The following is a 26,102-nucleotide window of genomic DNA, read 5'->3' as shown; positions in this document are numbered from 1 at the left end:
CGGAGCGCAAGATCCGACGCCACAGCCGAGCATTATCCCGCACCACGCCTCACTCCGCCACGTGATACACGCTCTTAAACCCCCACTACATGCCCTTAGCGCCGTAGTGCAAAAGCCCCCATATCTCCCAGAACTGCACCAGGGTGAGCAAGTGGAAAAGTTTTAAGTGAACAAGCAAAAGGGGTGTGTGGCCTGTGTAGGCCACACACCCCTTTACGGACGGGCTCACATTGGAGGCGGTGGCTCCGGCGGTGTGAAGCAGGGCGGTGGCGCCGTGTCGCAGAGTCCTCGGGTGGAGTCGGGGCCGCAGGCGGGGCAGTCGGGTGATGCCTCGGCGTGCATGGCGGTGAGGGACGGTCGGCCCAGGTCCACGAGCGTGTAGGGCCGGGGAGCGTGCCAGTCGCCGACGATGTTGAGTAGTTCGCCGAGTGCGACGGCCGCGACCGCTTGGTTGAGGAACATCACGCTGGGGGCGGGCTCGTCCGGGGCGTCGCTGAGGTAACCGGCGGCGCGTTTCGCCGCCGTGAGGCCCGGGTCGAGTTCCATCGACGCCTGGCTCGGGTCGTACCCGGACAGGCACAGCAGGCATGGCCCGTCCGGCGTGACGGTCGCGACGTGGCCGGAGACGTCCAGCGTGCCGCTCTCGTCGCTGACCAGTGTTCCGGTGTCGATGTAATGCCTTCGGTACTGGACGGCGAGCGTGTTCAGCGCCCAGCGCGGTGCATGCTCGTCGACCGCCCCGACGATCACGTCCGCGCAGCGGAGCTCCCGCCACGTGTCGGCGTCCAAGACCGACGCGGGGAGCTGGTGGACGGCGATGTCGGGGTCGATGCTGCGCGCGAGCCTTGCCGCGACCTCGATCTTCGAGGTTTCCGAGCGTGCGTCGACGTCGGTTGCTCCGGCCAAGCGGTTGAGGTTCGTGGGTTCCACATGGTCCGGATCGACGACGATGAGGCGTCCGGCACCCATGTGCGCGAGCCCCTGAACGACCAGGGAGCCGATGCCGCCGACGCCCACGACCGCGACGGTCAGCGCGCGCAACCGCCGCTGGGCCGCTGCGCCGAATGCGCGGACCTGGTGGTCGTGCCGGTCGGTGTCCCGGACGGTCATGCCGCACACCCCCACTCGTCCGTGAGTGGGACACCGGCCAGCGTGACCATGTCCAGGGACTTCGGGACGTCGTCGGGGTCTGGACACCAGGCCCCGGCCAACCCGCCGGGGCCGAGGACGAGGGACGCGGCGGCCGCGACCGGCTCATCGGGCATCATCGTCGCGAACTCGCGGTGCGTCACCTGCATGTTCGTCTCGTCGTGACTCGAGAACCACACGGGGCCGGACGAGAACGGGTGCGTGTGCACGTCGATCAACGACATGCCGGTCTCGTAGCAGGCGCGCAGGACCTCCTGGGTGAACGCCGGCTCGACCTCGAGGCGCGTCGGCGACTGGGTGAGCAGCGCCGCGTCCGGAACGAGCAGTGCCCGCCGGACGAGGAGGTCGGTGGTCGGTCCGCGCCACGGGTCGTCCCACCGGCTCGCCCGCGCGAGCAGGTACGCCATCCGCTCGGACGGCGACACCAGCAGGTGTCGCGACGCCTCGCGCCACAGGCCGGACGGGACGCGCACGATGCAGCGCATCAGTCCACCGTGCCGAGGTAGGTGCGGATCGCCTCGACGAAGGTGACCAGCGAGTCCTGGTCGGCCCGCCACTTCCGGTCCGTGTCCTCCAGGCAGTACCAGTGGTAGCCCAGCTCCTTGAACGGGTTGTGGTAGTCGCGGAAGTAGTGGCCGGGCTGCACGAGGTGGTTGCCGGAGCGTCGGCGCAGCCGCGCGCCGAGGTAGAAGCCGTCCGGCGCGCACTCCGGGTAGGCGGCGGGCGGGACGATCAGGACGTTCGTCCGGTCCGGCACCCATCCCGCGGGGAGCCGGAAGTCCTTGATGTAGACGTAGGACGTGTCGTCGGGGACCAGGAGCGACGGGTACGCGGCTGCGAGCGTTGCCGCCTCCAGCCGGACGCGCGCCGCTCGCCGGTCGAGCGGCGCGGCCTTGGAATGGCGCGCGTGATGGGTGAAGCTGTCGTCGCGCGCCCCTCAGCCGCTTCGCGTCCGGGACGATGGTGTTGCGGTCCCGGTCCTGCTTGACGAGGACCCTGTCGGGGGCGATCCCGGCGAGCCGTTTGATCTCGTTGCCGCTGAGCTGGTCGGCGATGACCGGGACGTCGATGCCGTTGATCCGGATGGTCTTGCCCACGCTGGCTCCCTCATCGTCGGGGCTTATGTCCCGTGACCGATGGACGGACGGCCGGGGGCGCAGGGACCGAGGGCGTTGCCAGGACCGCGTAGGTCGCCTTGCCGCCGCCGGCGAGCGGGGTGACGCCCCACGTCTCGGCGATGAGTTCGACCATGGCCAGGCCGCGTCCGGACTGGCTCGTCTCGTCGAGCGGCTTCGCTGTGGGCCGTCCGTCACCGCGGTCCCAGACCTCGAGTGTTGGGCCGGCGGTCGAGTTGTAGATGCGGACGAGGACGTTCGTGTCCGGAGGTGCGTGCCGGCAGGCGTTGGTGACAAGCTCGCTGACCAGCAGGCGGGCGGTGTCGACCACGTCGGGGGTGTGTCCCTGGCCGGAGAACCATGCCCCGGCCCAGTCGCGGACCCTTTTCACGGCCTCGGGCTCTGCGGGAACGACCATCATCGCCATGGGCTCCGGCCAGGCTGGCGGAGTTGGACTGCTGTGGATCATGACGGTGCCTCTCCTGTGTTCGGGAAGAACGACGAATCGGCCCTATGACCTCACGTGAAGGCTTACTGTGATGATGGAGTAACGCAGTGCACTCGATTCGTTCGGTCCGCTTCGATCTCGCTTCAGGGCGCTTGATGGAGGTTCGTATGGCTGCACGGAAACCCTCCCCGGACTTGATCAAGTTCGGTGCGGTGGTCGAGGAGCTTCGTGAGAAGGCTCAGTTGACCCGTGCAAGCCTGGCCAAGGTCGTCGCCGTGACCCCGAGCTATGTGGGTCAGGTTGAGAAGGGGCGGACGCGCTGCCGACGAGACTTCGCCATGCGCCTCGACGACGGCCTGCACGCCGACGGCGAGGTGATGAAGGCGTGGGAAAACATCGTCAAGAAGGTTGGCTACCCGGCCTACTACGAAGACTTCCCAAGCGCCGAGGAGACCGCAGTGCTCTTGCGGACTCTCTCCATGGTGCTTGTCGATGGACTCTTCCAGGTGGAATCGTACTCGCGTGCGCTGCTGACGGATGAGGAGGCCATAGCCTATAGGCTGCGGCGGCAAGAGATACTTATTCGTCCATCTCCGCCAATGGCCTGCCTTGTACTGGACGAGGGTGTGCTGTATCGGCAGGTCGGTTCCAGGGAGACGATGCAAGAGCAGATAGAGTTCCTTGCCGACTTCTCGCTGCGAGAGAACGTACTCGTCCAGGTGGCGCCGTTCGGCTTCTACCGAGGGTTGCGGTCGTCGTTTTCGATCGCTACCCAAGCGGACCAGTCCAATCTGCTCTTTGCCGAGCACGCTGTGGGTGGTGAGATCACCAGCGATCCGTGTAACCTCAACGAAGGCGTTCAAGTTTTCACTAGATTGCAGGCAGGATCCCTCAATCCAGAGGAGACCCGGCGACTCATGCGGAAGGTAGTAAGCGAACGATGGACCTGAGCAACGTACGGTGGCGTAAGGCGTCCCGCAGCAGCGAGCAGGGCGACCAGTGCATCGAAGTGGGGGCTACGCTCGATGGTGTTGCCGTGCGCGACAGCAAGAACCCGGAAGGGCCAAAGCTGATTTTCGGGCAGGCCGATTTCAGTGCCATCGCCCAGGCAATCAAGAAGCTCTGATTCGGACCTTCCCGGTGGGGTAGGACGGGTCGGCTGCCGTGTCGCGGCTTTGGGTGGTCGGCCCGCATCCTGCGTTCCGCAGAGGTGGTGAGTGAACGATGGATTCGGGTAACGCTCGGTGGCGTAAGGCGTCCCGCAGCAGCGAGCAGGGCGACCACTGCATCGAGTTGGCGGCCGTCTCTGGTGGGGTTGCTGTCCGCGACAGCAAAGATTCGAACGGGCCGAAGTTGCTCCTGAGGCGAGTTGACTTCTCTCGCGTCACGGAGATCGCCAAGGGGGAGTGATCGGTGAAAGCGTGCCAACCTCTCTGGAGGCGGATTTAGGAGGGGGTTGGCGCCCTGCTTTGATGTGCTGCTGACCTGCATGGAGTGCCCAGTGAAGATCATCCGTTGGTCGGTCGCCGAGATCTCCCGAGGGGGGTTGGTGCATGATCTTGCAGAAGCTGCAGGTCACGGACCCGAAGTTCGGGGTGTTGTCTCCGCACCCTGCGAAACTGCATCAGATTGAAACGTTTAAGAAAAGCAGAAAAGTAAGAACACGTCTCCGTGCCCTGCAGAAGTGCACCAGAGTAAAACTTGGTCGTTCTGGTGATATGGTGGACGTGCTCGGGTTCCTGTACCACGCGGAACTGCACTATAATTGACAAATATTGGCGCTTTTCTGTACTTGTAAGTCATCTCCAAATGGGTGTGTAGTCTTGATGAGTGGTCGCTTGAATGGACTCATATCGTCAGATAGCGTCCGCGAAGTAGAGTGATGGATCCTCCGTGCCCGGAACAGGTCGTCCGGTACCGGAGCGGCTCGACGGACATAGCCGTGGCGTGGCCGTAAGGTCCGAACTCGCGGGATGAGTGGACGGGACGCGCGTTGGGTTCGTCCATCGGTGTTGGGCGAGGGCCGTGGACGACGGGAGGGGGTCAGGGGTGCGGGCGCACGTGGTGGTGCTTGAGACGGCGGGCAATCAGGCCTACATCTTCGGGTCGAACAAGCGCCGGGAGAACGTCGGGGCGTCGGAGTTGATCACCTGGGTGGAGACCCGGTGGTTGGCGGATGCGCTCGGGGGCGGGGGAGAGGAGCATCGGTTCCGGGACCACGGGGTCGAGGTCATGGCGGCCAACGCCGGAGGCGTGACGCTGCTCGTCGAGACGGCGGACGAGGGGCGGCGGATCGTCGCGGAGGTCACCGGACGGGCGCTGCAGGACGCCCCCGGCCTGGACGTGTGCGGGGTCGTCGGGGACGAGTTCGAGCTCACGAGCGCGGCCGCGTTGGCGGACGCGGTCGAGAAGGCGCGGGGCGCACTGCTCGGGGTGCGGATGGCCCGGCCGGGGCCGGACCTGCGGTTCCTCGGGTTGCCGATCGCCGCGCGGTGCACGTCCAGCGGGTTGCCCGCGGCCCGGATCGTCCAGGCTCCCAAGCCGAAGGACGCGGACGAACGCCCCACCGAGCCCCGGTCGGCGCCGAGCCTCGCGAAGCTGGATGTCTTCCCGCACGCGCTCGCGCGGCTCGCCGACGACATGGGGGTGGACGAGCGCAAGCTCGCCGGGGTGGTGGAGCACCTGAACGACCGGGCCGAATGGGTCGCGGTCGTCCACGCCGACGGGAACGCGATGGGCAAGGTGTTCCGGGAGTTCCCACAGCTCATGACGGGGGACGACGACCCTTTCGGCTACCTCGAGCGGTTCCGGGAGCTGTCGGCGGGGGTGGACAAGTGCACCAGAACGGCCTTCCGCCGGACGGTCGAGGAGCTGGACGGCGAGGTGCCGAAGCTGCTGCCGCTCGTCCTCGGCGGCGACGACGTCACCGTCGTGTGCGACGGCGGCCTGGCATTGCCGTTCGCCGAGCGCTACCTGGCCAACTTCGCGGCGGAGAGCGCCGCGCACCGCCATGTGGGGCAGCGGATGCGCGAGGCCGGGTACGAGTTGGAACGGCTCGGGGCGTGCGCCGGCGTCGCGATCACCAAGCGCAACTATCCGTTCCACAGCGCCGCCGACCTGGCCGAGGAACTGACGGGCGAGGCGAAGCGGGTGAAGGAGGAGCTGGACGCCCAGCACTGCGCCCTGTCGTTCCACGTGCTGCAGGAGAGCGCGTTCACCGACCTCGGGAGGCTGCGCCGGGAGGCTCAGGTCGGGGAGGACGTGCGGCTCACCGCCCAGCCCTACGTGGTCGGCGACGGCGCCGTGAGGCACCGCCACTGGGACGACCTGAAGGCGAGGGTGCGCGCCCTGGTCGCGGAGCGCGAAGGCGAGCGGGTGATCCCGTCCGTGCAGGCGCACGAGCTGCGGTCCGGGCTGTTCCACGGACGGGACGTCGCCGACGCCAGGTTCGGGATGTTGCAGACATGGCTCGGTGCGGACGACGTCGTCGGCCTCGCCTGCGACGAGGGTTCCCTGTTCTGGACGGACGACGAGGGCATCGCCCGCACGGGCCTGCTGGACGCGATGAACGCAGCCCCGTTCCTGCCGAAGGAGGCGTGACGGTGGGCACCACGATCGATCTGACGGTGCACATGCTGAGCGACTGGCACATCGGCACCGGGACCGGCAGGCACGGGCAGCTCAATGCCCGCGTGCTGCGCGACGACGACGGGTTGCCGTACCTTCCGGCGAAGACCGTCAACGGGGTGTGGCGGGACGCGTGCGAGGTCGCCGCGCGCGCGCTCGACGGCGGGGGCCTCGGCCCGTGGCACCGCCGGGTCGAGTACGTCTTCGGCAGCCAGCCTGCCCACCCCGGCGCGGAGGCGCGGAGCCTTCCGGACGCGCGGGTGGAGCATCCCCGGAGTGCGGCGCTGCGCTTTCTGGGGCCGTTCCGGTTCCCCGCGGGGCTCGGCGCGGCGCTGCGCGCGGACCCGCGGCTCCAAGAGGCCGTCACGTTCGTCAAGCCCGGCGTCGCGCACGACCGGGTGTCCGGGGCAGCGCAGGAGAACATGCTGCGGTTCGACGAGATGGCGCGCGGCGGCGTCGCCCTGGCCGGACGGGTCGAGTTGCCGGACGGGCTGCCGGGCGACGAACTGAACCGCGTCCGGACGCTGCTGTATCTGGGGGCGCGGCTCGTCGAGGGCGTCGGGGCCAACCGGCGCCGCGGGTCGGGTCGCTGCCGCTTCGAGCTGGGCTGGGAGCCGCCGAGTGAGGGCGAACTGGACGCCTGGACCGCGTCGTCCGAGGAGCCGCCGGAGCCCGAACCGCCGGACGGGCCGGACGGCGGCGACGGGGCGGCCGTGGACGGCGAGTGGGAGCGGGTGCCGCTGCGCATCACCCTGAAGGCCCCGCTGATCGCGCACCACCGGACGGTCGGCAACCTCGTCCAGGGCCGCGACCACATCCCCGGCTGGATGATGCTGCGGGAGGTGCTGCGGCGCCTGGACGACCCGGCGGCCGCGGCCCTCCGGCGCGGCGACCTGGTGGTGACGGACGCGACGCCGGTGGTGGACGGACGACCCGGCAGGCCGGTCCCGCGCGTCCTCGAACGCGGCAAGGACGCCCCGGACGTGCTGGTCAACCGGATGCGGGCCATGTCCGAGGCCGCGACGAAGCGGCTCCGGGACGGCTACATCTCCGGCGCCGGGAACACCGTAGCCGTGCACCGGCCGAAGTTCGAGATGCGCATGCACAACACGATCAACGACGAGGTGCAGCGCCCCACCGAGGACCTCGGCGGCGTCTACGTCTACCGGGCGCTCGCCGCGGAGACGGTCCTCGCGGGCGAGGTGCGGGTCCGCGCCGGGATCCTCCCGGGCGGCTGGGGCGAGGCCCTGGCGGGCACGTGGCGGCTCGGGCGGTCCCGCAAGGACGACTACGGGATCGTCCAGGTCGACCTCGGCGAGCCGGACGGCACGCCGCCCGGTAACCCTGCGGGGACGACGCTGCGGGTGTGGCTGATGTCGGACGTGCAGGTCCGCAACGAACGGCTCGCCCCCAGCAACGCCCCCAAGGACCTGGCGCGCGCGCTCGAGGACGCCCTGGAGAAGACAGGGGCGGGACGAGTCGTGCTCGACCCGGTCGAAGGCGACGCCGAACTCGTCCCGAACCGGTACGAGACGGCGCGCACCGAGTCGTGGCACACCGGCTGGCGACTGCCCCGGCCCGTCCTGCCCGGCTTCGCGGCCGGCGGCTGCCTGACCTTCGAGATCGCGGAGGGAACGGTCACGCCGGAGGCGATCGCGGCCGTGGAGCTCGCCGGGGTCGGCGACCGGCGCGGGGAGGGGTTCGGGCAGGTCCGGATCAACGACCCGTTCCTGGAGCGGGACGACCTCGAGGCGGCCGACCCGCCGGACGATGACGCCCGTCCGGCGGGCGAGGCCGAGCCCCTCGAACCGTCAAGTCAAGGCCACGACGCCGCGCGGGTCATCGAGCGGGCCGCCTGGCGGGCGGAGATCCGGCGGGCGAGCGAGCGCGCCGCCGCCGCACCGGACGGCCGCGTCCTCGGCGGGCTGGCCGGGCTGACGTCGACTCGCCTCAACAACCTCCGGGGGCTCTTCCCCTACCTGGCCGAGGACGGTGCCACGCTGACGCGACGCATCCGGCGGCTCACCCGCGACTGGGGGGACGCGGCGGGCAAGGCCGTCGAGGGCGTCCTGGTCGATACCGAACCGTGGGAGCTGCTGGACATCGACGGCCTCGACCGGCTGTCCCTGACCACCGACGGCGTCGACCGGTGCCGCGCCGAGCTACGCGCCGAGGCCCGCCGCAGCATGATCGCCGCCTGCCTGGCCGTGCGCACCCGGCGGGAAGCCCGCGAGGAAGGGGAGCGGCGATGAAGTCGAACCGTAGGGGACGTCCGATGGACCGGCGGCTGCGGCTGCGGGGCCTGCTGGAGACGACCTCACCGCTGCACGTCGGCGGGATCGCCGCCGACCCCGCCGAGGTGCTGCCTGTCGCCGTCGATGGCCGGGAACGCCTGTACGTGCCGGGGACGAGCCTCGCGGGCGCCTTCCGCGCGTGGATGGAGGGCGCCGACACCACCGGGGAGAAGCTGCAGGACTTCTGGGGGTTCGTCAAGGAGAACCAGCCGAACTCGGGGCGCGCCAGCCGGGTCGTCGTGCGGGACGCCCCGATCGCGTCCCGGACCGAGGAGGGCGAGGACGGCGGGCCCGAGCATCCGCTCGAGGTCGCCGACCTCGGCATCCGCGACGGCGTCGGCATCGACCGCGTGACCGGCGCGGCCGCGCCCGGCTTCCTGTACGCGCGGACCGTCGTGCCGCCCGGCTTCTACCTGTTCCTCGAACTCGACATCGAGGTGGAGGACGGCGACCTGGAGCGGGACCGCGCCCGGCTCGCCGCCCTGATCGCGGCGCTGCGGGACGAACGGGTGCGGCTCGGCGCGTCCGGCAGCAAGGGCCTCGGCAAGGTGCGGCTGCTCGATGAGCGGCTGGACGTCCGCGAGCACGACTTCACCACCCGGGACGGGCTCCTGGCGTTCGTCCGGGGGACGGCGGAGCGAAACGTCCCGTCCGATGTCTCGAAGGCGGACCTGCCGGACCGGCGGGAGGTGCTCACCGTGGAGCTCGCATGGCGGCCGACCGGGCCGGTGATGGTGCGGGACGGCAGGGAGGGCGCGGCCGTCAAGACGCTGCCGCTGACCACGCGCGTCGGGCCCGACGAGGTTGCGCTGACGCTGCCGGGCAGCTCGATCAAGGGCGCGCTGCGCAGCCACGCCGAGTTCGTCGAACGCACCGCCTGCGGGGTCGACACACCGGACGCGCGCGGGAACGGAACGGACGCGGACGATTTCAGCCGCGCCTTCCGGGCGCAGCTCGATCAGCTCGACGTCGTCCGGGCCCTGTTCGGCACCGCCCGCACCGACGAGGCGTCCGCCACGCCCAACGTCGCCGGCCACCCGGAACACCGGTGGGGGAGCGCGGCGCTGACCGTCGAGGACTGCGTCAGCACGGTCACACTCGCCCCCTCTACCTGGGAGAAGGTCGTCGGGGCGGCACCGGAGGAGGGAGACGGAGACAAGGACCGGCCGGTTCTCGACCCGGCGACCCGCGCGGAGCTCGCGGGCAAGGGCATGGACCAGGCCGACCACGTCGCGATCGACCGGTGGACGGGCGGCGCCGCCGAGCACCTGCTGTTCAACGTCCTGGAACCGCACGGCGTGACGTGGCGGCCCGTCAGGCTGGAGATCGACCTGACGCGGCTCGGCGACTACCGCGACAGCGCGCTGGCGCTGCTGCTGATCGTCCTGCGCGACATGCGGGACGGGCTCGTCCCGCTGGGTGGCATGGTCACGCGCGGCTTCGGCGACATCGAGGTCGGCTCCGTCGCCCTCGCGGGCGCGCGCTGGGAGAGCCTTGACGAGGCGCTGGCCGACGGGGAGCTCGCGGTCGCTTGGGAACGGTACTGGAGCTGCTCGATGGGGGAGACGTCATGACGGGGAGCGTCCTGCATGCGGCGTCCCGCGACGAGGTCACGTTCGCGGAGGCGCTGGCGGTCGCGCCCGCCGGGACCGCGCTACTGTCCACACCCTGGCGCTACGAGGTGGTCACGGCCGCCGACGCCGCGGCCCGTCCGCCGGACGGGGTCTTCGAGGCCCGCCTATTCGACGAGCGCGCCGAGCTGCGCTGGCAGAATCGGGACGACGGCCGGGGCACTGCCGTGTTCCTGACGCCGTACGAAGAGCTGCTCCCGGATGGCCTCACCCGGCTCGCACCGGTGGAGGCGGTCGATGTCATCCCCGGTTACTACCTGCTTTGGGGGACGGCGGTGCGCGATGACGAAGCCCCTCAGGGGTACACCACCCTGACCACAGCGCGCGTCGGTGCGCGCCGCATCCCTGCAGAGATCCCCGTCCGGGAGCACGCTTCTCTCGAAGTGCACGAGTACGTCACGCGGGACGGGCACGGCAACGCGTACGTCGCAGAGGAACGGCTCGTCCGCATCGAGGTGGCGGAGCCCTATCTGCTGGGAACGGCCCTATGACCCGTCGCGCGTGACCCTCCGGGCGCGAACCGGGCGGTGAGTACCTTCTCGATGCTCAGCGGCGTCGAGGCGTGCGTGGGCTGAGCGGCAGGACGTGCCCCATGCCGATGTTGGTGCGGTCCCCGATGCCCGCGTAGAGGGCGAACCGGGCGAGGGCGTCCAAGGACGTCCGGGCCTCGGTGGACACCCGCCGCGAATCCGCGAGGCGGTACCCGACCGTTCCGACGCTCCCGTGCGTCAGCGGCGCACCTGCCTTCAGCAGGTGCGCTGTCGTCGTCAGGCGGTGCTCATCGACTTCGAGGTTGCCGACGATCGCCTCCTGGACCGATGCGTCCAGCGGCACGTCCGGCACGAAAACCGTCCAACGGCGGTACAGGTCCGAGAACACCCACTCCGCTTCAGGGAACGGCCGCACCCGTCGGACCCCTTCGTCCCGTGCGGTGAAAAACGCCACAGGGGTGCAGATCTTGAAAACCCAGTGGGTCTCTGGGCGTGTGGCCTCGCAGAGTTCCCGGTACGTCTCCACCGTTGTGCCGAGTGCCTCCACTCGGTACCGGCAGCGGGCGACGCGTACCTCGTCGAGTTTGGTCACTGCTCCCAGCACCCGTCCGACGAGCTCGTCCTGCAGTACCGCAACTTCGAACCGGACGCGCTTGCTGGACGCGTCGGCGCGCCGGTTCCGTTCGTCGAGGAGCGGGGTGAGCGTGTATGCCTTGGGCGGTTTCATCTCGTGCAGGAACGAGGAAGTTCGTCTTCCCCCGCACCCCTCAGCGCGCCGAGGAACGCCGCATTGATGGCGGGCCCCGTGTGCGGCGGCGGCACCGGAGGTGCCTGCCCGTCGAGAGGGCCGAGCTCGACGACCACCCGTACCGGCATAACCCGAACCACCCTTCACCGGCGAACCCAGCACGTACGACAGTCCGATGGACGAACCTACGCGCCCTGTTGCGATCCCTGGTAGGGCGATGAGGACGCAAGCTGCACACGAAGGTGTTCGCGCCGTTCGGGCCGTTGCGATCCCTGGTGGGGGCGATGAGGACGCGAGCACAAGGTATGGCAGAACGCCGCCGCCGAACGGTTGCGATCCCTGGTAGGGGCGACGAGGACTTACGGCGACTGCGGCCACAGCCTCCACAGCGGCCTGTTGCGATCCCTGGGTAGGGGCGATGAGGACCATCGAGGCCATGCGCGCCGGGCAGTTCCCGCCCGACCAGTTGCGATCCCTGGTAGGGGCGATGAGGACGGGGCTACCCCTGCACCCGGTGCTGCTTCGTCGCGTTGCGATCCCTGGTAGGGGCGATGAGGACTGCCGGTCCCCGGCTTCAAGTTCGTGAGCGCAATGTTGCGATCCCTGGTAGGGGCGATGAGGACACCGACCTGTTCCCGGACGGCCTCCTGCAGATCACGTTGCGATCCCTGGTAGGGGCGATGAGGACGGCCGGGTGACCGGACATGGCACGGGCCGTGCGCGCTGTTGCGATCCCTGGTAGGGGCGATGAGGACTCGTCCACACCTGGCGAGGCACCGGCATCCAGTAGTTGCGATCCCTGGTAGGGGCGATGAGGACGTGTCGCTGATCGCGCCGAGCCAGTACCAACACGGTTGCGATCCCTGGTAGGGGCGATGAGGACCCGATGGTAAAGCCGCAGGTTGCGTGCTACTTGCGGGGCCGAAGCTCGGCTGCTTTTGCAGCGAACCTCCGGTTGTGCAGTGGAGCCGGGAGGCTTGCTGAAATGGGTGGGACGGATGTGTGTCCATCCCAGCGAAGCATGCCACGTGATCGTCAAGGTCGGCTTTCGTGGCGAGTCGGCGGTTTCGTCGATCTTCGGTACGAGACGGGCGTAGGGTTCGTCGCCGATCGAGGCTTGAGCGAGAAACGACGGAGGGCATCGTGCGGTTGCGGTTGACCTTTCATACAGGGGCGCGGGAGCTAGCGTGGGACGATGTGCTCGCTCCCGGACGGGCGTTGTCCTACGCGTTGCTGGGGTCAGGGGCGCCTGAACTGGCGCGCACACTGCATGCCAACGGCTGGGGACCGCACGGGCTGGTGCCGTTCGGGTACGGGGCGCCGGTCTTCCCGTCGGCTCGGCGTAGCCGTGGCGTCTATACGAGCGACGGGCCGGGCGTGCTGGAGATGGGCAGCCCACTGCCGGAGGTGGTCGAGGGGTGGGCCAAGGCGCTGGCGTCGTCCCCGGTGATCGCCTGGGGAGCGACTGCATTCATAGTTGACCAGGTCGAGTCCGTGGAGGCACCCGAGTTCACTTCCGGCCGGGCCGTATTCCGAACGGTCACGCCCGTGGTCATGAAGGTCCCACGACGCGACGAGAACGATGAGCGTGTCCATCGCCAAGTGTGGCGCCTGCCGAGAGAGCCTGAATGGGACGTCTACGTGCAGAGCAACTTGCGGCGCAAGGCTGAGACCCTCGGCTTGGACTCGGACGTCACGCTCGACGAGGTTCGTTGGATTGGGGCGAAGCGGTCGTTCATCGTCGGAGGTAGTCGCGGTGGAAAAGGAAAGAAGCCGGGGGCCTGCGTCGAGGTCGCCGTGTCGGGGCCGCCCAGGACACTCGCCGCGCTACATTCGTGGGGGCTCGGGCAGGCCAACAGCACCGGGATGGGCTGGATCGGAGCCTGAGACGGCGCAGTTCGAGTGTTCGTGGAAAGGACTATTTCGCCCCACGCCGTGCAGCGCCTGGTCCCCGTCCGAAGCCTGCAGATGTGCTACCCAAGACCGGGACGATCAACAGCGGCCTGATAGCTGAGGAAGGCTTGCAACCGGCATGGGCGGCCCAGCCCGTGCACGCGACGGTGCCGTAATCGAGGCGGCGCGTCTGCTGGGCCCGGCGCCGACCGTTCGTGCGTATCGGACGATGTAGTCCTTGCGAGCTGGGCGCGCTTTCGCCTGCGCGGACGACCGTTCGGCTGCGGCGTGTCGGCACGGTCGGCACCCCGAGATGACGGTCTCCGCGGCAGGGCTTCGCCGCGCTCCGGCGGCGCGGGGCAAGAAATGGAAATCGTGCACTTATGACAGCCGGACCGGGCGCGGTCCGGCTGGCGGACGGATCGAGCGCGATCCAATCGGGGGTGACGGATGATCGGTGAAGACGAACGTAGGCCGACGATGAAGCTGGTGCAGCAGAACCGGCGATCGCATCGCACTCCGCGCCGAGATCGGTCGGTCAGATTCTCGCTGTCGGAGGACGAACACGCGGTCGTGGTGGCGGCGGCGAAGGCCGAGAAGCTGGCGGTCGGAGCGTTTGCCGCGCAGTCGACGCTGGAGGCGGCGCGCGGTACGGCGCGTCCCGAGTACGCCGTCCTTCGGCATGCTCTGGGCGCGGTGCTGCAAGCGGTGGGGCAGGCGCGCCGCATCGGAGTGAACTTCAACCAGGTGGTCGCCGCGCTGCATTCGGGCGAGACACAAGCGGAGGTGGAGCGGTACGCCGAGGAGGCTTCGCGGACCGTCCGCCGACTGGACGAACTGGGGGAGCAACTACGCCGACGGCTGCCTTGAGGGCCATGTTCTCAGGCGGGAAAACGGGGGCGTGTGTGGGTGAGGTGGACATTATCCCCGCCGCCGCGCTTGCGGACGGCCCCCGTTGCGTGCGGACGGTGTCCGTCCGGGCGGACGGCGCCGCGGACGGTCGTCCGCCGCGCGGCGGACGGCGCGGACGCCGCCGGACGGGGCGGCGAGGTCGCGGCGAGCTCACTGCTACCGTCTTCGCGCCCGCGATGCAGAAGAAGTAAGAGGAAAGGGCCTGTGCGACAAGTAGTCGTACAGGCCTTTGGCGTTCGACGCTCACGGTGGGCTACACGGCTTTGATCTCCGTGGTGGGCTTGGAACGGTTGCGGATCTTGTCGAAGGCGTCGAGGGCGCTGTCGTCCTCGTCCGGGAGCGTGTGCAGGTACTTCTCCGTCGTGGTGATGCTCGCGTGGCCGAGGCGTTCCTTCACCGCCTGGAGGTCGGCGCCGCCGGCCAGGAGCCAGGACGCGTGGGCGTGGCGCAGGTCGTGCGGACGGACGTGGACGCGGAGTTCGGCCTTCTCGATCGCGGGTTTCCACACGCGTTCGCGGAACCAGCTTCGGGGGATGTGGCCGTCGGTGTTGATTCGGCGGCGGCGCCTCGGGGAGTCCTTGCCCGCTTCGCGGCGGCGTGCCCGGTAGTCGGCGTAGACGTCGCGGCAGTGCTGGCAGCGGCACTTGCCTGCGGAGTAACCACTGAGGGTGCCGTGGCGGTACCGGCGGTCGGGCTCGATGTAGCCGAGGTCTTCCGGAGGGAGAAGTACTCGGAGGCGGGGCGGGCGTGGGAGCTCTTCGGGGTTCAGGCGGAAGATCAGGTCGTCGTTGGTGATGTGCTTGCTCTGGATGTAGATCTTGAGCTTGTTCGTGATCTGTTGGCTGAGCTTGACGGTGCGGTGCTCTCGGTCCTTGGGGTAGTCCTTCACCAGGAAGCGCTCGCCTTCCGGGTGGTGTCTCGGGGTGAGTTCGATGATGACTCGGCTCACCGTGAGGGTTCGTGTGGTGAGGTCGAGGTCCTTGGGGCGGAGCTCGGTGATCTCGCCCCACCGGAGCCCGGTCTCGATCTTGAGTTCGGCGAGGAGTCGCATGCGGGGGTCGGTCAGGGCGTCGTAGAGCGCGTCGAACTGCTCGGGTGTGATGATGGGGCGCTTCTTCTTCGGGACGGGCGGTGTCTTCACGCCCTTGCAGGGGTGTAGGACGATGACGAGGTCGTTCAGCGCGGTCGTGAAGATGGCGCTGAGGACGGTCATGCAGTAGCGGATGGTCGGTGGGTTGACGCCCTCGTTTTGCAGGTGGGTGATCCACTCGCGGACGTCGATGGGCATGATGTCGATCATCCGCATGGTCGCGAACCAGGGCATGATGTGCCGGTTGATCTCGTAGTCGTAGTTCTCTCGGGTGCGGAGCTCAACGATGTGGTTGGGGAACCAGACGTCCTCGACGTAGCGGCGGAAGCGTTGACGGCCCTTGCCTGCGTCGGGGAGCCGTTCTAACTGCAGCTTCGCTTCGGCTTTTTGCCAGGCTTTGTCTGCCTGGTGCTGGGTTGTGTATGTTCCCGCGGATCGGACCCGGCCTCGCTGGTCGCGATAGAGGGCGATGTAGCGGTCTTTGCCGTCCTTGGTCTTGCGGGGGCGAGCGAAACCCATGGGTGCCTCCGATGATCGTTCGTGTCATCGAGATGTCATCAGGACGGTGTGGGCGATCTTGATACCTGGTGACATGAGGTGGCAGACATGCTGCGTCTCACCTGGGATATTACCCCAAAGTTGTTGAACGCGAGTTGCTAGAATTTTGAGTTTATCTCGTTCGCATCGAGGGGGCCAGGGGTTCAAATCCCCTCAGCTCCACCAAGGAACGCAGGCCGAGGGCCCGGTCGGAGAATTCTCCGACCGGGCCCTCGGCCGTTTCTCGTCACGATGTCATCAGGGCCCGACGCCACCGAGCCGCGAACGGGAGAGGTGGCCGGCACTGGTTTACCTGGACGATGCGGATGCGAACTCCTCCACGGAGGCGGTCAGGGCGTGCTGGTGGCCCCACGAGGGCAGGTGCTCGTAGATGATCTCGCCGACGGCCGGTGCGAGGGGCTGGTCGACCCAGCCGCGCAGCAGCTCGGAGGCGACCGCGAGCCAGTTCACCGGCACCGCGCCCGCCTGGACCAGCCGCATGACCGCGGTGTCGTGGGTCTCCTTGGTGGTGGCGCCCGAGGCGTCGACCACGATGTACACCTCGTAGCCGCGGTTGATCGCCGTCAGGGCCGTCAAGGCGAGGCAGACATCGGTCTGGATGCCCGCCATGACCAGCTTCTCGCGCCCGGTCGCCTCGATCGCCGCGGCGAACTCCGCGTTGTCGAACGCGTCGAACATCGGGGCGCGGTGGATGACGGGGTGGTCGCCCAGGACCTTCTTGAGTTCGGGGTACAGGGGGCCGGCCGGGTCGCTCTCGCGGGCCGCGGTGACCACGAGTGGCAGGTCGAAGACCTTGGCCACCTTGGCCAGCGCGAGGGTGTTGTTGAGCGTCTCCTCGATGCTGTGGGACTTGACCAGGTTGGAGAAGCCGACCTCGTGGTCGATCAGGACGACGGCGCTGTTGTCGGGGGTGAGGGGTGTCGTTGCCATTGCGTTTCCTTCGGTGACGACGGGTGGTCACCGATGACCTCGGCGACCTTCGGGGCCGTCCGGTCTTGACCGGCGGTCCGCTGCGGACACCTCATTATTTGCCTGCGCAAGCAAATAAATCAAGTGCTGTGACCGACGGCACCTCGGGTGCGGGGGCGTGGTGCGGACGGTCCGGGGCGGCTGTCGGGCGCGGTGGCCGTGTCGCGGCCCGTTACGCCGTCGCCCTGGCCCTGATCGTTCTTGTGGTGTTCACCCTTCTTGTATGGGTTCTTCTGGAACGGAGTGATCATCTACTGGCGCGTCGCCGGCAAAGCCGCACAGTGGAGGTGCGGTCGGCGGCCTGCGGTTCGACAAGGTCGCTTTTCGTGCGGCCGAATCCGGCCATGCACGAGTTTTGTTGAGGGGTGTCAGGGTGGTGGATAGTGTGTGTTCCCGATCGAGTCTTACGGGGAGACGATGTCGCCGAACTTTGACGTCCCGAACATTGCGCGCATCTATGATGCGATGCTCGGCGGGAAGGACAATTTCGCCGTCGATCGGGAGGCCGCGGAGCGGCTGACCGAGCTGGAACCCCTGTCTCCGCTGTACGCGCGGGAACATCGGAGGTATATCGGTCGGGCGATCGGGGTGCTGGCCGAGCGGGGGATCCGGCAGTTCCTGGACGTCGGCACGGGGCTGCCCACGATGGACAACGTGCATCAGATCGCGCATCGGCGGGCGCCCGGTTCGCGGGTGGTTTACGTCGACAACGATCCGAACGTGTGCGCGCACGCGCGGGCGCTGCTGGCGGAGGATGCGGGCGTCGCGGTCCTGGAGGAGGATCTGCGCTTTCCGGAGCGGATTCTCGACGGGGCGCGCGCGTCGCTCGATATGGACGAGCCGATGTGCCTTCTCGTGACCGGGATACTGCATTTCGTGCCGGACGACGACGATCCGTTCGGGGCCGTGGGGCGCCTGGTCGAGGCGATGGCTCCGGGGAGTTTCCTGGTGATCTCGCATATCACGGACGAGCGCGTCCGGGACACGCGGCCGAGCGATAACCGGTCGGGGCTCGCGGTATATGCGAAGAGCAACGCACCGATGCATCCGCGTAACCGGGTGGACGTCGAGCGGTTTCTGCGCGGGCTGGAAATCGTGGAACCCGGGGTCACGTGTATTTCGGAGTGGGCGAATCCGGACCCGCCGCTGCTGCACGAGGAACTGCGGGGCGTCTGGCTCGCGGCGGTCGCGCGGAAAACCTGATCAGCGGCGGGTCACGGACATGGGGAGTGCGGAGAAGCCGCGGATGTAGGCCGAGTGGGGGCGCGGGCCCGGGTGGGGTCGAGGTCGAAACCGCGGATGCGGTCGACGGTTTCCTCCAGGACGATCCGGGCCTCCAGCCGGGCGAGGGAGGAGCCCAGGCAGAAGTGCGGCCCGCTGCCGAAGCTGACCTTCTGCGAGGTGTCGCGGTCGAGGTCGAAGTCGTCCGGACGGTCGAAGACGCGGGGGTCGCGGTTCGCCGCACCGGGGAGCAGGACGATCCGGGCGCCTTCGGCCAGTCGCGTGCCGTGCAGGTCGACGTCCTCGGTGAGTGTGCGGAGTTGCGTGGGGGCGGGGGTGTCGTAGCGGAGGGTCTCCTCGACCCACTCGGGGACGCGGCCGTCGAACGCCTTGTCGCGTTGTGCGGGGTTCCGCCAGGCCCAGTACCACGCGTTGCCGATGAGGTTCGTGGTGGTCTCGTTGCCCGCGCCGACGAGGAGGTGCAGGAACGCGATGATCTCCGCGTCGGTGAGCGGTTCCTCTTCGGCGGCGGCGTCGAGGAGTGCGGAGGCGAGGTCGTCGCGGCGTTGCCGGTGGCGGTCCGCCACGATTTCGGCGAAATGTCCGACCATCTGAAGGAGGGCGTCGGCGCCTTCGCGGGTGATCTCCTGCGTGCCGGGCTCGCGGTGCAGGGACAGGTCTGCGAGGCGGCGGAGTTCGGCCCGGTTCTCGTGGGGGACGCCGACGAGTTCGGAGATGACGTCGGTGGGGAGCGGCGCCGCGATGTCGGCGACGAGGTCGAACTCGCCGCGTTCGACGGCCGTCCCGACGTGGTGCCGGGCGGCGGCGCGGATGTGCTCTTCGAGTTCGGCGATGCGCCGGGGGGTGAACACGCGGGACACCAGGCGGCGCATCCGGGTGTGGCGGGGCGGGTCCATCGCGATGAACGACATGGCCTGCTGGGCCTGCGGGCCCCAGGCGCGCCGCTCCAGGAGGGGGCCGTTGGCGCTGGAGAAGCGGGCCGGGTCGCGGAAGGCGGCGACGACGTCGGCGTGCCGGGACAGGGCCCAGAAGTCCATGTCGTCGTTGCGGTGGACGGGTGATTCCTCCCGCAGCCGTGCGTAGACGGGGTACGGGTCCGAGTCGACTTCGTAGAAGTCGTAGGGGTTGAACACCACGCCCACTTGCGGCCTCCGGCTTCGACGACTGTGCCCAGCCTCTCCCGTTTCGTCCCGGACGGGCCAGCCCTTGATCGTCCGATAGCGGTCACTCCCCGGCGGTCCGCTTCCGGACGGCGGCGAAGCCGTCGCCGATCGCGTAGTGGCGCGGGGGAGGCGTGTCCGGGGACGAGTGCGGGGCGACGAGCTGCGCGCAGCGGAGCTCGTCGAGGGGGCCGAGCCGGTCGTGGAGTTCGGCGAACACCTCGTGGGCGCGGGTGCGCGGCCAGCCGGGCGGGAGGACCTCGGACGGCAGGCGGGGGCGTGGCGGTAGAGGCCGCGCCAGTGGTCGGTCATCCGCACCCGGACGCCGAACGCCTCGTCGGGGCTCACCTCGCCGCGGCGGGCCCGGTCGATCACCGGCCGGTAGGCGGCGATGAAGGCCTCGTACTCGTCCCGGATCTCGGTCAGCGGCCAGGTGGTGAGCGCGTCGAGCACCCCGTCGGCGACCGGGTGGACGACGGTTCCGTGGACGACGACCACGGGGACGTCCGAGGCGGCCGCGAGGTCGACGGCCGCGTCCCGCTGCGTCGAGGGAGCGATCCAGAGGGAGTCGGAGAGCATGCCGAACCCGAGGGCGCGCAGCCGGGTGCGCAGCGATCTGCGCCGGGCCGACTGCTCGGCCGTGGCGCCGACCGACACCAGCACCCACGTGCCGTCCCATTCGGCTTCGGCGTCGTCGGGGCCGCCGAAGGCCGTCATCCGGGGCAGGCCGTGCACGCCGTTGACGACCACCGACTCGGACAGGCGGTAGAGGCTCGTTCGGCCGCGCCGCACCCGGACCAAGACCTCGCGCCGGACGAGCCGGTTGATCGCCGCGCGCGCGCCGTCCGGGGTGGTCCCGCACGCCTGGAGCAGCGCGACGAGCGCGGCCGCGGGGATCGGCGCCGTGGAGCCGGGCCAGAAGTCGCCGAGGATGCTGAGCAGGAGGTGCTGCGGGTTGGGCCCGGCCTGGCGGCGGGGGAGGTCGATGTCGCCGCTCACCGGCCGGTCACCCGCAGCGGGACGGCCTGGGCGCCCACCTCGGGCATGCGGGTGGTCTCGACGGGGCCGTCGAGTTCGATGCGGGTGGTCTGGGCGAGCAACTGCTCCAGGCCGACGCGCATGCTCAGCCGGGCCAGGGACATCCCGACGCAGCGGTGCCGGCCGCGGCCGAAGCCGAGGTGGCGCATGATGTTCGGCCGGTCGAGGACGAACCGGTCCGGTTCGGCGAACACGCGTTCGTCCCGGTTCGCGGAGGCGTAGACGAGCGTGACGGGCTCGCCGGGGGCGATCGTCCGGCCGTGCAGGGTCACGGGTGCGCTGACGGTGCGGGCGAAGCCGCGGTACGGGGTGTAGAGCCGGACGAACTCCTCGACGGCCGCGGGGAGCAGCGACGCGTCGCGGCGGAGGCGGTCCTGGAGTTCGGGGTCGCGGGCGAGGTGGACGCAGATCCCGCCGAAGAGGATCGGCGGGGCGACCATGCCCACGACCAGGGACTGGCGGAGCGCGCCGACGACCAGCTCGTCCGGGAGCGGGGCGTCGTCGACGGTCTCGTCCAGCAGGGAACTAGCCGGGTCCTGCTCGGGGTCGCGCGGGTGCCTGCGGCGGTCGGCGACGAGGGCGCGGGCCATGTCGTAGAGCCGCTCGCTGCGGGCGGAGACGACCTCGACGTCCTGGCGGCGCCACGCGTCCACCCATTCGGTGGCGTGGTCGGCGAGCACCGGGACCTGGTCGTCGTCCAGGTTGAGCCATTCGGCGGCGGTGTAGGCGGGGTAGACGGTGCCGAAGGTGCGGCAGATGTCGCCGCCCGCGGCGACGTAGCGGGCCATCTCGCGGCGCGCGTGCTCGGCCAGCCGGGGTTCGAGCCTTTCGAGGCGCGTGCGGTGGAGGGTGCGGTCCAGGGCGCGGCGGAACGGCGTGTGGGCCGGGGCGTCGAAGTTGAGCGGTGGACGGCGGATGCCGCGCGGGTCGCTGGGCACCACCGCCTTCACCGAAGAGATGAACAGGTCGGAGTCGCGCGCCGCGCGTTCCACGTCGTCGTGGCGGGTCAGCGCCCAGAAGCCGCCGTACTCGCCGGAGTGCGCGACGGGACACCGCGTTCTCAGGTCGCGGTAGGTGCGGTGGGGGCTGTCGAAGGTCTCCGGCGCGCGCGCGTCGAAGTCGTCCGGAAGCGCAGGGCCGTTCCGTCCCGCCATGGGCGGTTTCCCCTCTCGCGGGTCACCCTACTCGGACAGTATTCGGTCGCAGGAGACCTGTTTCTGTTCGCTGTGACGGCCGAGAGCGCCTGTTGCGCCCGGACGTCGTCGAGGCGGGTGTCCCGCGGTTCGGTGCAGATCCGCAGAAAAGGCTACATCACAATTGACGGGCGACATGTGAGCGGTATTAATTTCGCCGCCAGGTGTCCACGGGGACGCGGTGACCAGGGCGGAGGGGAGGGGCGGGCATGCGCGGGCGCGGGCGGCCAGGCGCGGATCGTGCTGGGCGTCGAGGCCGTCCGGCGGCTCGATCCGGCGAAGCCGTTCGACCTCACGCCGTCCGGCGACGCCAACCGGACGGCGGCGATCTACGACCTGCTCTTCCGGCTCGACTCCGCGACCGGCGAGGTGCACCCGCAGCCCGGGAAGTCGCTGACCGTGAACGAGGCGGGCGACGAGTGGCGGACGGGAGCCGCTGGAGCCGGGGGAATATCGTGGTCGCCATGTCCGGGCAAACCACGAGGCAGTCCCAGCGCCTGCTGCGCACCCTGTTCGGGGACTACTGGACGGCCGAGGGCGCGCTCGCGCCGGCCGGTGCGGTGGCGGAGATGCTGGGCGACTACGGGGTGTCGGTCCCGGCGGCCCGGGCGGCGCTGCGCCGCTCCGCGCAGCGGGGCCTGCTGGCGTCCAGCAGGTCGGGCCGGTCGACGCACTACGGCCTCACCGACTCCGGGCGGCGGACGCTGACGGAGGCGTGGGAGCGGCTGGTGGAGTTCGGCACCGCCGCGCAGGAGTGGGACGGCCGCTGGACGTGCGTCGCCTTCTCCATCCCGGAACAGCAGCGCGACCAGCGGCACCGGCTGCGCAGCCGGTTGCGCTGGCTCGGGTTCGCCCCGCTCTACGACGGGGTGTGGGTCTGCCCGAAGGCCGTGGACCGGCAGTTGCGCGCGGTGCTCGCGGAACTCGGCGTCGGCGCGGCCACGGTCTTCGTCGGCGAGCAGGCGGGCAGCGGCACCGACTTCGGCCGCGCTCTCGACGCCTGGGACCTGGCCGAGGTGCGCGCCGAGTGCGAGCGGTTCGTGACCGAGACCGCCGAGAGCGAGCGCCGGATGCGGGCCGGGCTGGTCGCCCCGGCCGAGGCGCTGCGGGTGCGCACGCGGCTGATGGTGCGCTGGGTCGGCCTGGTCAACGACGTGCCGGACCTGCCCGCCGAGCTGCTGCCCGCGGACTGGCCCGTCCGGGAGGCCCGGCGGCTGTGGGAGACGGTGTACGACGGGCTGCGGACGCCCGCGCTGTACCGGGTCCGGCAGATCGTCGAGGGCTACGCGCCGGATCTCGCGGACGGCATCGCCGTCCGCGCGGCCGGGGACGCCGCCGACGCCGTCCCCGTGGCCTCCTGACCTTCGCGTCACCCCGCGTTCGACACCCGCCGCGACCCCATGACCATCAGGGTCTCTGTTGATTGTTCCTCGTGATGATCGTCACTATCCCTTGACCGCCTGCATTACTCGCTGCATGATGTCCGCATATTCATCAGGATTCCTGATGAATGTGGACCGGACGGCACCAGTGGGGCACCGTGCGCGCCGAATCCGCCGAGTACCCGTTCTGACCGGTACCCGTTCTGACCGAGAGGACCGACATGTCCGCACCCGCCACCGAGCACGGCACCGGATCCGGCGACACGAAGGAACCGTGGGGCGACACCGTCCTCGTCGACTTCGAGGACGGCATCGCGTGGGTCACCCTGAACCGTCCCGCCAAACGCAACGCCATGAACCCCGCCCTCAACGACGAGATGGTGCGCACCCTCGACGCGCTCGAAGCCGACCCCCGCTGCCGGGTGCTGGTGCTCACCGGCGCCGGTGAGTCGTTCTCCGCCGGGATGGACCTCAAGGAGTACTTCCGCGAGGTCGATCGGGCCGACGACCCGTCCGTCCAGATCCGGGTCCGCCGGGCCAGCGCCGAGTGGCAGTGGAAGCGGCTCGCGAACTGGTCCAAGCCGACGATCGCGATGGTGAACGGCTGGTGCTTCGGCGGCGCCTTCACCCCGCTCGTCGCCTGCGACCTCGCGATCTCCGACGAGGCGGCGCGGTACGGCCTGTCGGAGATCAACTGGGGGATCCCGCCGGGCGGCGTGGTCAGCCGCGCGCTGGCCGCGACCGTCAGCCAGCGGGACGCGCTGTACTTCATCATGACCGGCGAGCCGTTCGACGGCCGCCGCGCGGCGGAGATGCGGCTGGTCAACGAGGCCGTCCCGGCGGAACGGCTGCGCGAGCGCACCCGCGAGCTGGCGCTGCGGCTCGCCGGGATGAACCCGGTCGTGCTGCGCGCCGCGAAGGTCGGCTTCAAGATGGCGCAGGAGATGTCCTGGGAGCAGGCCGAGGACTACCTGTACGCCAAGCTGGAGCAGTCGCAGTTCCTCGACCCCGAGCACGGCCGGGAGAAGGGAATGTCGCAGTTCCTGGACGCCAAGTCCTACCGGCCGGGGCTCTCGGCCTACTCGAACGACTGACCGGTCCGAGCGGGAGGGACGACGATGCGTTACGAGGGGCTGGGCTCGTGGCCGTTGCGGCGGGCCCGGACGACGATCGTCGACCGGATCAAGGACGTGATCGTCTCTGGCGACGAGATCCGCGCCCACCCGCGCGGCCGTCTCGCCGGGTACAGGGTGCCCGGAACGGTCGGGTTCTGGGACGACCTGCCGTGCACCGGGTCCGGGAAGATCCGGAAGCCGGCGGTGCGGGAGCGGCTGCGATGACTCCCGGCGGTTCACCGGTGCCGGTGCCGGACGGGCGGGTGCGGGATGATCGGGCGATGGCCCGCAACGACCCGCCCGAGCCGCTCACGCTCTACCTCGTCAAGCGCCTGGAGCTGGTGATCCGCGCGCGGATGGACGAGGCGCTGCGCCCGCACGGCCTCACGACGCTGCAGTTCACCGCGCTGACCGCGCTGCGCCACCGCGACGGCCTGTCGTCGGCGCAGCTCGCCCGCCGCTCGTTCGTCACGCCCCAGACCATGAACGAGATGGTGCGCGCGCTGGAGAAGCACGGGCACATCGAACGCCGCCGCGACCCCGGCAACCGGCGCGTCCTGCTGATCAGCCTCACCGGCTCCGGACGGGCGCTGCTGCGGCGCTGCGACCCGCTGGTGGAGGCGATCGAGGACGACATGCTGGGCGCGATCCCCGCGGTGCAGCACCCGCTGCTGCGGCAGAGCCTCGAACTCGGCTACACCGCCCTCAGCGGCCCCGAACACGGGACCGGCTGACGCCGTCCGGCCCGCCGCCCGGCGCGGCGGACGGCGCGGCGTCCGGCTCCGGCAGGTACGGCCGCAGGTCGCGCAGCTGCCTGCGCGAGGTCAGGCCCAGCTTCCGGAAGATGCTGCGCAGGTGCGCGTCCACGGTGCGCGGGCTGAGGAACAGCCGCCCGGCGGCCTCCTTCGACGTCGCGCCGTCGGCGACGAGCCGCGCGATGCGCGTCTCCTGCGGGGTGAGCCGCTCCAGCGGCGACGTGCCCGGCCGGGCGGGACGGTCGCCGCAGGCGGCGAGCTCGGCGGGCGGCGGCGGGCCGCCGAACCCGGCCGAGCCGATCGCGGCGAGCGTCTCGTGTGCGCGGCGGAGCTGGCGCGCGCGTCGCCGCGCCGGGACGCGCGGCGCAGCCACTCCCCGTAGAGCAGCCGGGTCCGGGCGAGCTGCGGCACCGCGCGGGTGCGCGCCAGCCGGTGGATCGCCTCCCGGTAGAGGTCCTCGGCGCGGGGACCGCCGGTCAGCAGGGCGCGCGAGCGGAGCCCGATCCCGGCGGCCCAGTCGGTGCCCGCCACCAGCGTCCGCTCGACGAGCCGTTCCATGACGGGCTCGGCGAGCTCGGGCCGGCCGGCGCGGACCGCGGCCTCGACCACCTCCGACGGGACGAACGCGTGCAGCCCCGGATCGTCGTACCGGGCGGCGCGGCGGGCGGCGCGCAGCGCGGTCTCGTACCGTCCGGCGCCGTTGTGCAGCACGGCCGTCGCGTGGTCGAGCACGGAGAGCAGCTGCCCGCGCCCCCGGTCGTGCGCCACCCGGGCGCCCTCCCGATCAGCCGGTCGAGGCGCTCGGCGTCGCCGCGCCACGCCGTCAGCACCAGGTCGGCGTGCACGGGCGCGGTGACCTCCCACGGGCCGGTCGCCGCGCGGCCTCCGCCACGAGCGCCGCCGCGTCGTCGAACTCGAGCGTGGACGCGGCGAGCGCGAGCTGGCGCAGCGCGAGCGGCAGGACGCCGCGCGCGCCCGTCCGCCGGACGGCGTCCAGTTGGCGTTCGGCGAGGACGCGCCACGGCCTCGTCGTCCCACAGGTCGGCGGCGGCTCCGCAGGCGAGCCAGGCGGAGAGGTCGTCCGGCGCGGCGAGGTGGGCGTCGACGGCGGCCCGCAGCGCGACCGACGCGGCGGCGTCGCCCCGGGTGACCTGCGCGGCGAGGGCGTCCAGCAGCAGGTCGGACGGGCCGGTCGTCGCGGCCGTGGCCGGTCGCGGCCCGCGCGGCCTGCGGGAGGGGACGGGTGCCGAGCCGGCCCACGGCGAGGGCGGCGGCGAGCGCGTCGAGCCGGC

The 26,102-nt window shown here is 70.2% G+C and carries 24 protein-coding genes, 1 pseudogene and 1 CRISPR repeat array; of the genes and pseudogenes, 14 read left to right on the top strand and 11 right to left on the bottom strand.

Annotation, left to right across the window (positions count from 1 at the left end; genetic code table 11):
* Positions 1–225 precede the first annotated feature (225 nt).
* From BJF79_RS03115 to BJF79_RS03095, 4 genes are all read right to left on the bottom strand, one after another.
* Positions 226–1,110: a HesA/MoeB/ThiF family protein gene (locus BJF79_RS03115; RefSeq protein WP_143219660.1), complete on the bottom strand. Its 885-nt coding sequence runs from the start codon at positions 1,108–1,110 to the stop codon at positions 226–228.
* On the bottom strand, positions 1,107–1,634 hold the full coding sequence (locus BJF79_RS03110) for a hypothetical protein (RefSeq protein WP_075894892.1): 528 nt from the start codon (positions 1,632–1,634) through the stop codon (positions 1,107–1,109). The genes BJF79_RS03115 and BJF79_RS03110 overlap by 4 nt, the downstream gene beginning before the upstream one ends.
* Positions 1,634–1,966: an E2/UBC family protein gene (locus tag BJF79_RS03105; RefSeq protein WP_262401454.1), complete on the bottom strand. Its 333-nt coding sequence runs from the start codon at positions 1,964–1,966 to the stop codon at positions 1,634–1,636. The genes BJF79_RS03110 and BJF79_RS03105 overlap by 1 nt, the downstream gene beginning before the upstream one ends.
* A gap of 290 nt (positions 1,967–2,256) precedes the next feature.
* Positions 2,257–2,682, bottom strand: coding sequence for an ATP-binding protein (locus tag BJF79_RS03095; RefSeq protein ID WP_262401453.1), 426 nt, complete (start codon positions 2,680–2,682; stop codon positions 2,257–2,259).
* Positions 2,683–2,879: 197 nt separating this feature from the next.
* Between BJF79_RS03095 and BJF79_RS03090 the strand changes: the two genes are divergently transcribed.
* The 7 genes from BJF79_RS03090 (at position 2,880) to csx19 (ending at position 10,755) form a co-directional block, all read left to right on the top strand.
* Entirely contained in the window at positions 2,880–3,662 is a 783-nt protein-coding gene (locus tag BJF79_RS03090) for a helix-turn-helix domain-containing protein (protein ID WP_075894888.1), read from the top strand.
* The gene (locus tag BJF79_RS03085; protein WP_075894887.1) at positions 3,653–3,838 is read left to right on the top strand and encodes a DUF397 domain-containing protein; all 186 of its coding nucleotides are present in this window, start codon (positions 3,653–3,655) and stop codon (positions 3,836–3,838) included. The genes BJF79_RS03090 and BJF79_RS03085 overlap by 10 nt, the downstream gene beginning before the upstream one ends.
* A gap of 98 nt (positions 3,839–3,936) precedes the next feature.
* Positions 3,937–4,122, top strand: coding sequence for a DUF397 domain-containing protein (locus BJF79_RS03080; RefSeq protein ID WP_075894886.1), 186 nt, complete (start codon positions 3,937–3,939; stop codon positions 4,120–4,122).
* Between the two features lie 639 nt (positions 4,123–4,761).
* Positions 4,762–6,312, top strand: coding sequence for a Cas10/Cmr2 second palm domain-containing protein (locus BJF79_RS55065; RefSeq protein ID WP_075894885.1), 1,551 nt, complete (start codon positions 4,762–4,764; stop codon positions 6,310–6,312).
* A 2-nt stretch (positions 6,313–6,314) separates the two neighbouring features.
* The gene (locus BJF79_RS03070) at positions 6,315–8,591 is read left to right on the top strand and encodes an RAMP superfamily CRISPR-associated protein (protein ID WP_075894884.1); all 2,277 of its coding nucleotides are present in this window, start codon (positions 6,315–6,317) and stop codon (positions 8,589–8,591) included.
* A complete protein-coding gene (locus BJF79_RS03065; protein ID WP_083733125.1) occupies positions 8,588–10,207 on the top strand; it encodes an RAMP superfamily CRISPR-associated protein in 1,620 nt (539 codons plus the stop codon). The genes BJF79_RS03070 and BJF79_RS03065 overlap by 4 nt, the downstream gene beginning before the upstream one ends.
* Positions 10,204–10,755: a CRISPR-associated protein Csx19 gene (csx19, locus tag BJF79_RS03060; protein ID WP_075894882.1), complete on the top strand. Its 552-nt coding sequence runs from the start codon at positions 10,204–10,206 to the stop codon at positions 10,753–10,755. Before BJF79_RS03065 ends, csx19 begins: the two co-directional genes overlap by 4 nt.
* A gap of 55 nt (positions 10,756–10,810) precedes the next feature.
* Here csx19 and cas6 read toward each other — a convergent pair whose 3' ends face one another.
* Positions 10,811–11,482 (bottom strand): CRISPR system precrRNA processing endoribonuclease RAMP protein Cas6, encoded by a 672-nt coding sequence (cas6, locus tag BJF79_RS03055; RefSeq protein ID WP_075894881.1) that lies wholly within the window; start codon positions 11,480–11,482, stop codon positions 10,811–10,813.
* 485 nt (positions 11,483–11,967) lie between these two features.
* Positions 11,968–12,386: direct repeats of the CRISPR family, unit length 30 nt; unit sequence GTTGCGATCCCTGGTAGGGGCGATGAGGAC.
* A 503-nt stretch (positions 12,387–12,889) separates the two neighbouring features.
* Here cas6 and BJF79_RS03050 point away from each other — a divergent pair.
* Complete coding sequence (locus tag BJF79_RS03050; protein WP_262401452.1) at positions 12,890–13,390, top strand: CRISPR-associated endoribonuclease Cas6; 501 nt, start codon at positions 12,890–12,892, stop codon at positions 13,388–13,390.
* Between the two features lie 486 nt (positions 13,391–13,876).
* Complete coding sequence (locus BJF79_RS03045; RefSeq protein ID WP_075894879.1) at positions 13,877–14,266, top strand: hypothetical protein; 390 nt, start codon at positions 13,877–13,879, stop codon at positions 14,264–14,266.
* A 295-nt stretch (positions 14,267–14,561) separates the two neighbouring features.
* On the opposite strand, the gene BJF79_RS03040 is transcribed toward BJF79_RS03045, so the two are convergent.
* Both BJF79_RS03040 and BJF79_RS03030 read right to left on the bottom strand, forming a co-directional pair.
* The gene (locus BJF79_RS03040; RefSeq protein ID WP_075894878.1) at positions 14,562–15,917 is read right to left on the bottom strand and encodes a tyrosine-type recombinase/integrase; all 1,356 of its coding nucleotides are present in this window, start codon (positions 15,915–15,917) and stop codon (positions 14,562–14,564) included.
* Between the two features lie 327 nt (positions 15,918–16,244).
* On the bottom strand, positions 16,245–16,886 hold the full coding sequence (locus tag BJF79_RS03030; protein WP_075894877.1) for an isochorismatase family protein: 642 nt from the start codon (positions 16,884–16,886) through the stop codon (positions 16,245–16,247).
* 426 nt (positions 16,887–17,312) lie between these two features.
* Here BJF79_RS03030 and BJF79_RS03025 point away from each other — a divergent pair, with 426 nt between their 5' ends.
* Positions 17,313–18,128 (top strand): SAM-dependent methyltransferase, encoded by an 816-nt coding sequence (locus tag BJF79_RS03025; RefSeq protein ID WP_083733124.1) that lies wholly within the window; start codon positions 17,313–17,315, stop codon positions 18,126–18,128.
* Between the two features lie 11 nt (positions 18,129–18,139).
* On the opposite strand, the gene BJF79_RS58245 is transcribed toward BJF79_RS03025, so the two are convergent.
* Entirely contained in the window at positions 18,140–20,326 is a 2,187-nt protein-coding gene (locus tag BJF79_RS58245) for a cytochrome P450 (RefSeq protein WP_262401451.1), read from the bottom strand.
* Positions 20,323–21,519, bottom strand: coding sequence for a cytochrome P450 (locus BJF79_RS03005; protein WP_075894876.1), 1,197 nt, complete (start codon positions 21,517–21,519; stop codon positions 20,323–20,325). The genes BJF79_RS58245 and BJF79_RS03005 overlap by 4 nt, the downstream gene beginning before the upstream one ends.
* A 503-nt stretch (positions 21,520–22,022) precedes the next feature.
* Here BJF79_RS03005 and BJF79_RS03000 point away from each other — a divergent pair.
* From BJF79_RS03000 to BJF79_RS02985, 4 genes are all read left to right on the top strand, one after another.
* The gene (locus tag BJF79_RS03000; RefSeq protein ID WP_075894894.1) at positions 22,023–22,919 is read left to right on the top strand and encodes a PaaX family transcriptional regulator C-terminal domain-containing protein; all 897 of its coding nucleotides are present in this window, start codon (positions 22,023–22,025) and stop codon (positions 22,917–22,919) included.
* Positions 22,920–23,161: 242 nt separating this feature from the next.
* The gene (locus BJF79_RS02995) at positions 23,162–24,034 is read left to right on the top strand and encodes a p-hydroxycinnamoyl CoA hydratase/lyase (RefSeq protein ID WP_075894875.1); all 873 of its coding nucleotides are present in this window, start codon (positions 23,162–23,164) and stop codon (positions 24,032–24,034) included.
* A gap of 24 nt (positions 24,035–24,058) precedes the next feature.
* Positions 24,059–24,280, top strand: a complete 222-nt coding sequence (locus BJF79_RS02990) for a hypothetical protein (RefSeq protein ID WP_075894874.1) — start codon at positions 24,059–24,061, stop codon at positions 24,278–24,280.
* A 56-nt stretch (positions 24,281–24,336) separates the two neighbouring features.
* Complete coding sequence (locus BJF79_RS02985) at positions 24,337–24,789, top strand: MarR family winged helix-turn-helix transcriptional regulator (RefSeq protein ID WP_075894873.1); 453 nt, start codon at positions 24,337–24,339, stop codon at positions 24,787–24,789.
* Here the strand turns inward: BJF79_RS02985 and BJF79_RS66425 are convergent.
* Both BJF79_RS66425 and BJF79_RS66420 read right to left on the bottom strand, forming a co-directional pair.
* Positions 24,761–25,183 carry a LuxR C-terminal-related transcriptional regulator gene (locus BJF79_RS66425; RefSeq protein ID WP_075894872.1) on the bottom strand — a complete coding sequence of 141 codons (423 nt, stop codon included), beginning with the start codon at positions 25,181–25,183 and terminating at the stop codon, positions 24,761–24,763. The two genes, BJF79_RS02985 and BJF79_RS66425, sit on opposite strands and share 29 nt — an antisense overlap.
* 103 nt (positions 25,184–25,286) lie before the next feature.
* A pseudogene (locus tag BJF79_RS66420) lies at positions 25,287–26,102 on the bottom strand (hypothetical protein); the annotation flags it as partial.

The sequence above is a fragment of the Actinomadura sp. CNU-125 genome (genome assembly GCF_001942465.1).
Lineage (GTDB): Bacteria > Actinomycetota > Actinomycetes > Streptosporangiales > Streptosporangiaceae > Spirillospora.
The sequence above is the reverse complement of the archived record's forward strand: the minus strand, read 5'-3'. Positions and strand labels throughout refer to the sequence as shown.

Coding starts and splice junctions, on each gene's coding strand:
- BJF79_RS03040 (WP_075894878.1), bottom strand. CDS start 15,917: ATGGGTTTCGCTCGCCCCCGCAAGACCAAGGACGGCAAAGACCGCTAC.
- BJF79_RS03045 (WP_075894879.1), top strand. CDS start 13,877: ATGAAGCTGGTGCAGCAGAACCGGCGATCGCATCGCACTCCGCGCCGA.
- BJF79_RS03000 (WP_075894894.1), top strand. CDS start 22,023: ATGTCCGGGCAAACCACGAGGCAGTCCCAGCGCCTGCTGCGCACCCTG.
- BJF79_RS03080 (WP_075894886.1), top strand. CDS start 3,937: ATGGATTCGGGTAACGCTCGGTGGCGTAAGGCGTCCCGCAGCAGCGAG.
- BJF79_RS03115 (WP_143219660.1), bottom strand. CDS start 1,110: ATGACCGTCCGGGACACCGACCGGCACGACCACCAGGTCCGCGCATTC.
- BJF79_RS03065 (WP_083733125.1), top strand. CDS start 8,588: ATGAAGTCGAACCGTAGGGGACGTCCGATGGACCGGCGGCTGCGGCTG.
- BJF79_RS03030 (WP_075894877.1), bottom strand. CDS start 16,886: ATGGCAACGACACCCCTCACCCCCGACAACAGCGCCGTCGTCCTGATC.
- BJF79_RS02990 (WP_075894874.1), top strand. CDS start 24,059: ATGCGTTACGAGGGGCTGGGCTCGTGGCCGTTGCGGCGGGCCCGGACG.
- cas6 (WP_075894881.1), bottom strand. CDS start 11,482: ATGAAACCGCCCAAGGCATACACGCTCACCCCGCTCCTCGACGAACGG.
- BJF79_RS03005 (WP_075894876.1), bottom strand. CDS start 21,519: ATGGCGGGACGGAACGGCCCTGCGCTTCCGGACGACTTCGACGCGCGC.
- BJF79_RS03085 (WP_075894887.1), top strand. CDS start 3,653: ATGGACCTGAGCAACGTACGGTGGCGTAAGGCGTCCCGCAGCAGCGAG.
- BJF79_RS03090 (WP_075894888.1), top strand. CDS start 2,880: ATGGCTGCACGGAAACCCTCCCCGGACTTGATCAAGTTCGGTGCGGTG.
- BJF79_RS03050 (WP_262401452.1), top strand. CDS start 12,890: ATGGGCAGCCCACTGCCGGAGGTGGTCGAGGGGTGGGCCAAGGCGCTG.
- BJF79_RS02995 (WP_075894875.1), top strand. CDS start 23,162: ATGTCCGCACCCGCCACCGAGCACGGCACCGGATCCGGCGACACGAAG.
- csx19 (WP_075894882.1), top strand. CDS start 10,204: ATGACGGGGAGCGTCCTGCATGCGGCGTCCCGCGACGAGGTCACGTTC.
- BJF79_RS03095 (WP_262401453.1), bottom strand. CDS start 2,682: ATGGTCGTTCCCGCAGAGCCCGAGGCCGTGAAAAGGGTCCGCGACTGG.
- BJF79_RS03110 (WP_075894892.1), bottom strand. CDS start 1,634: ATGCGCTGCATCGTGCGCGTCCCGTCCGGCCTGTGGCGCGAGGCGTCG.
- BJF79_RS02985 (WP_075894873.1), top strand. CDS start 24,337: ATGGCCCGCAACGACCCGCCCGAGCCGCTCACGCTCTACCTCGTCAAG.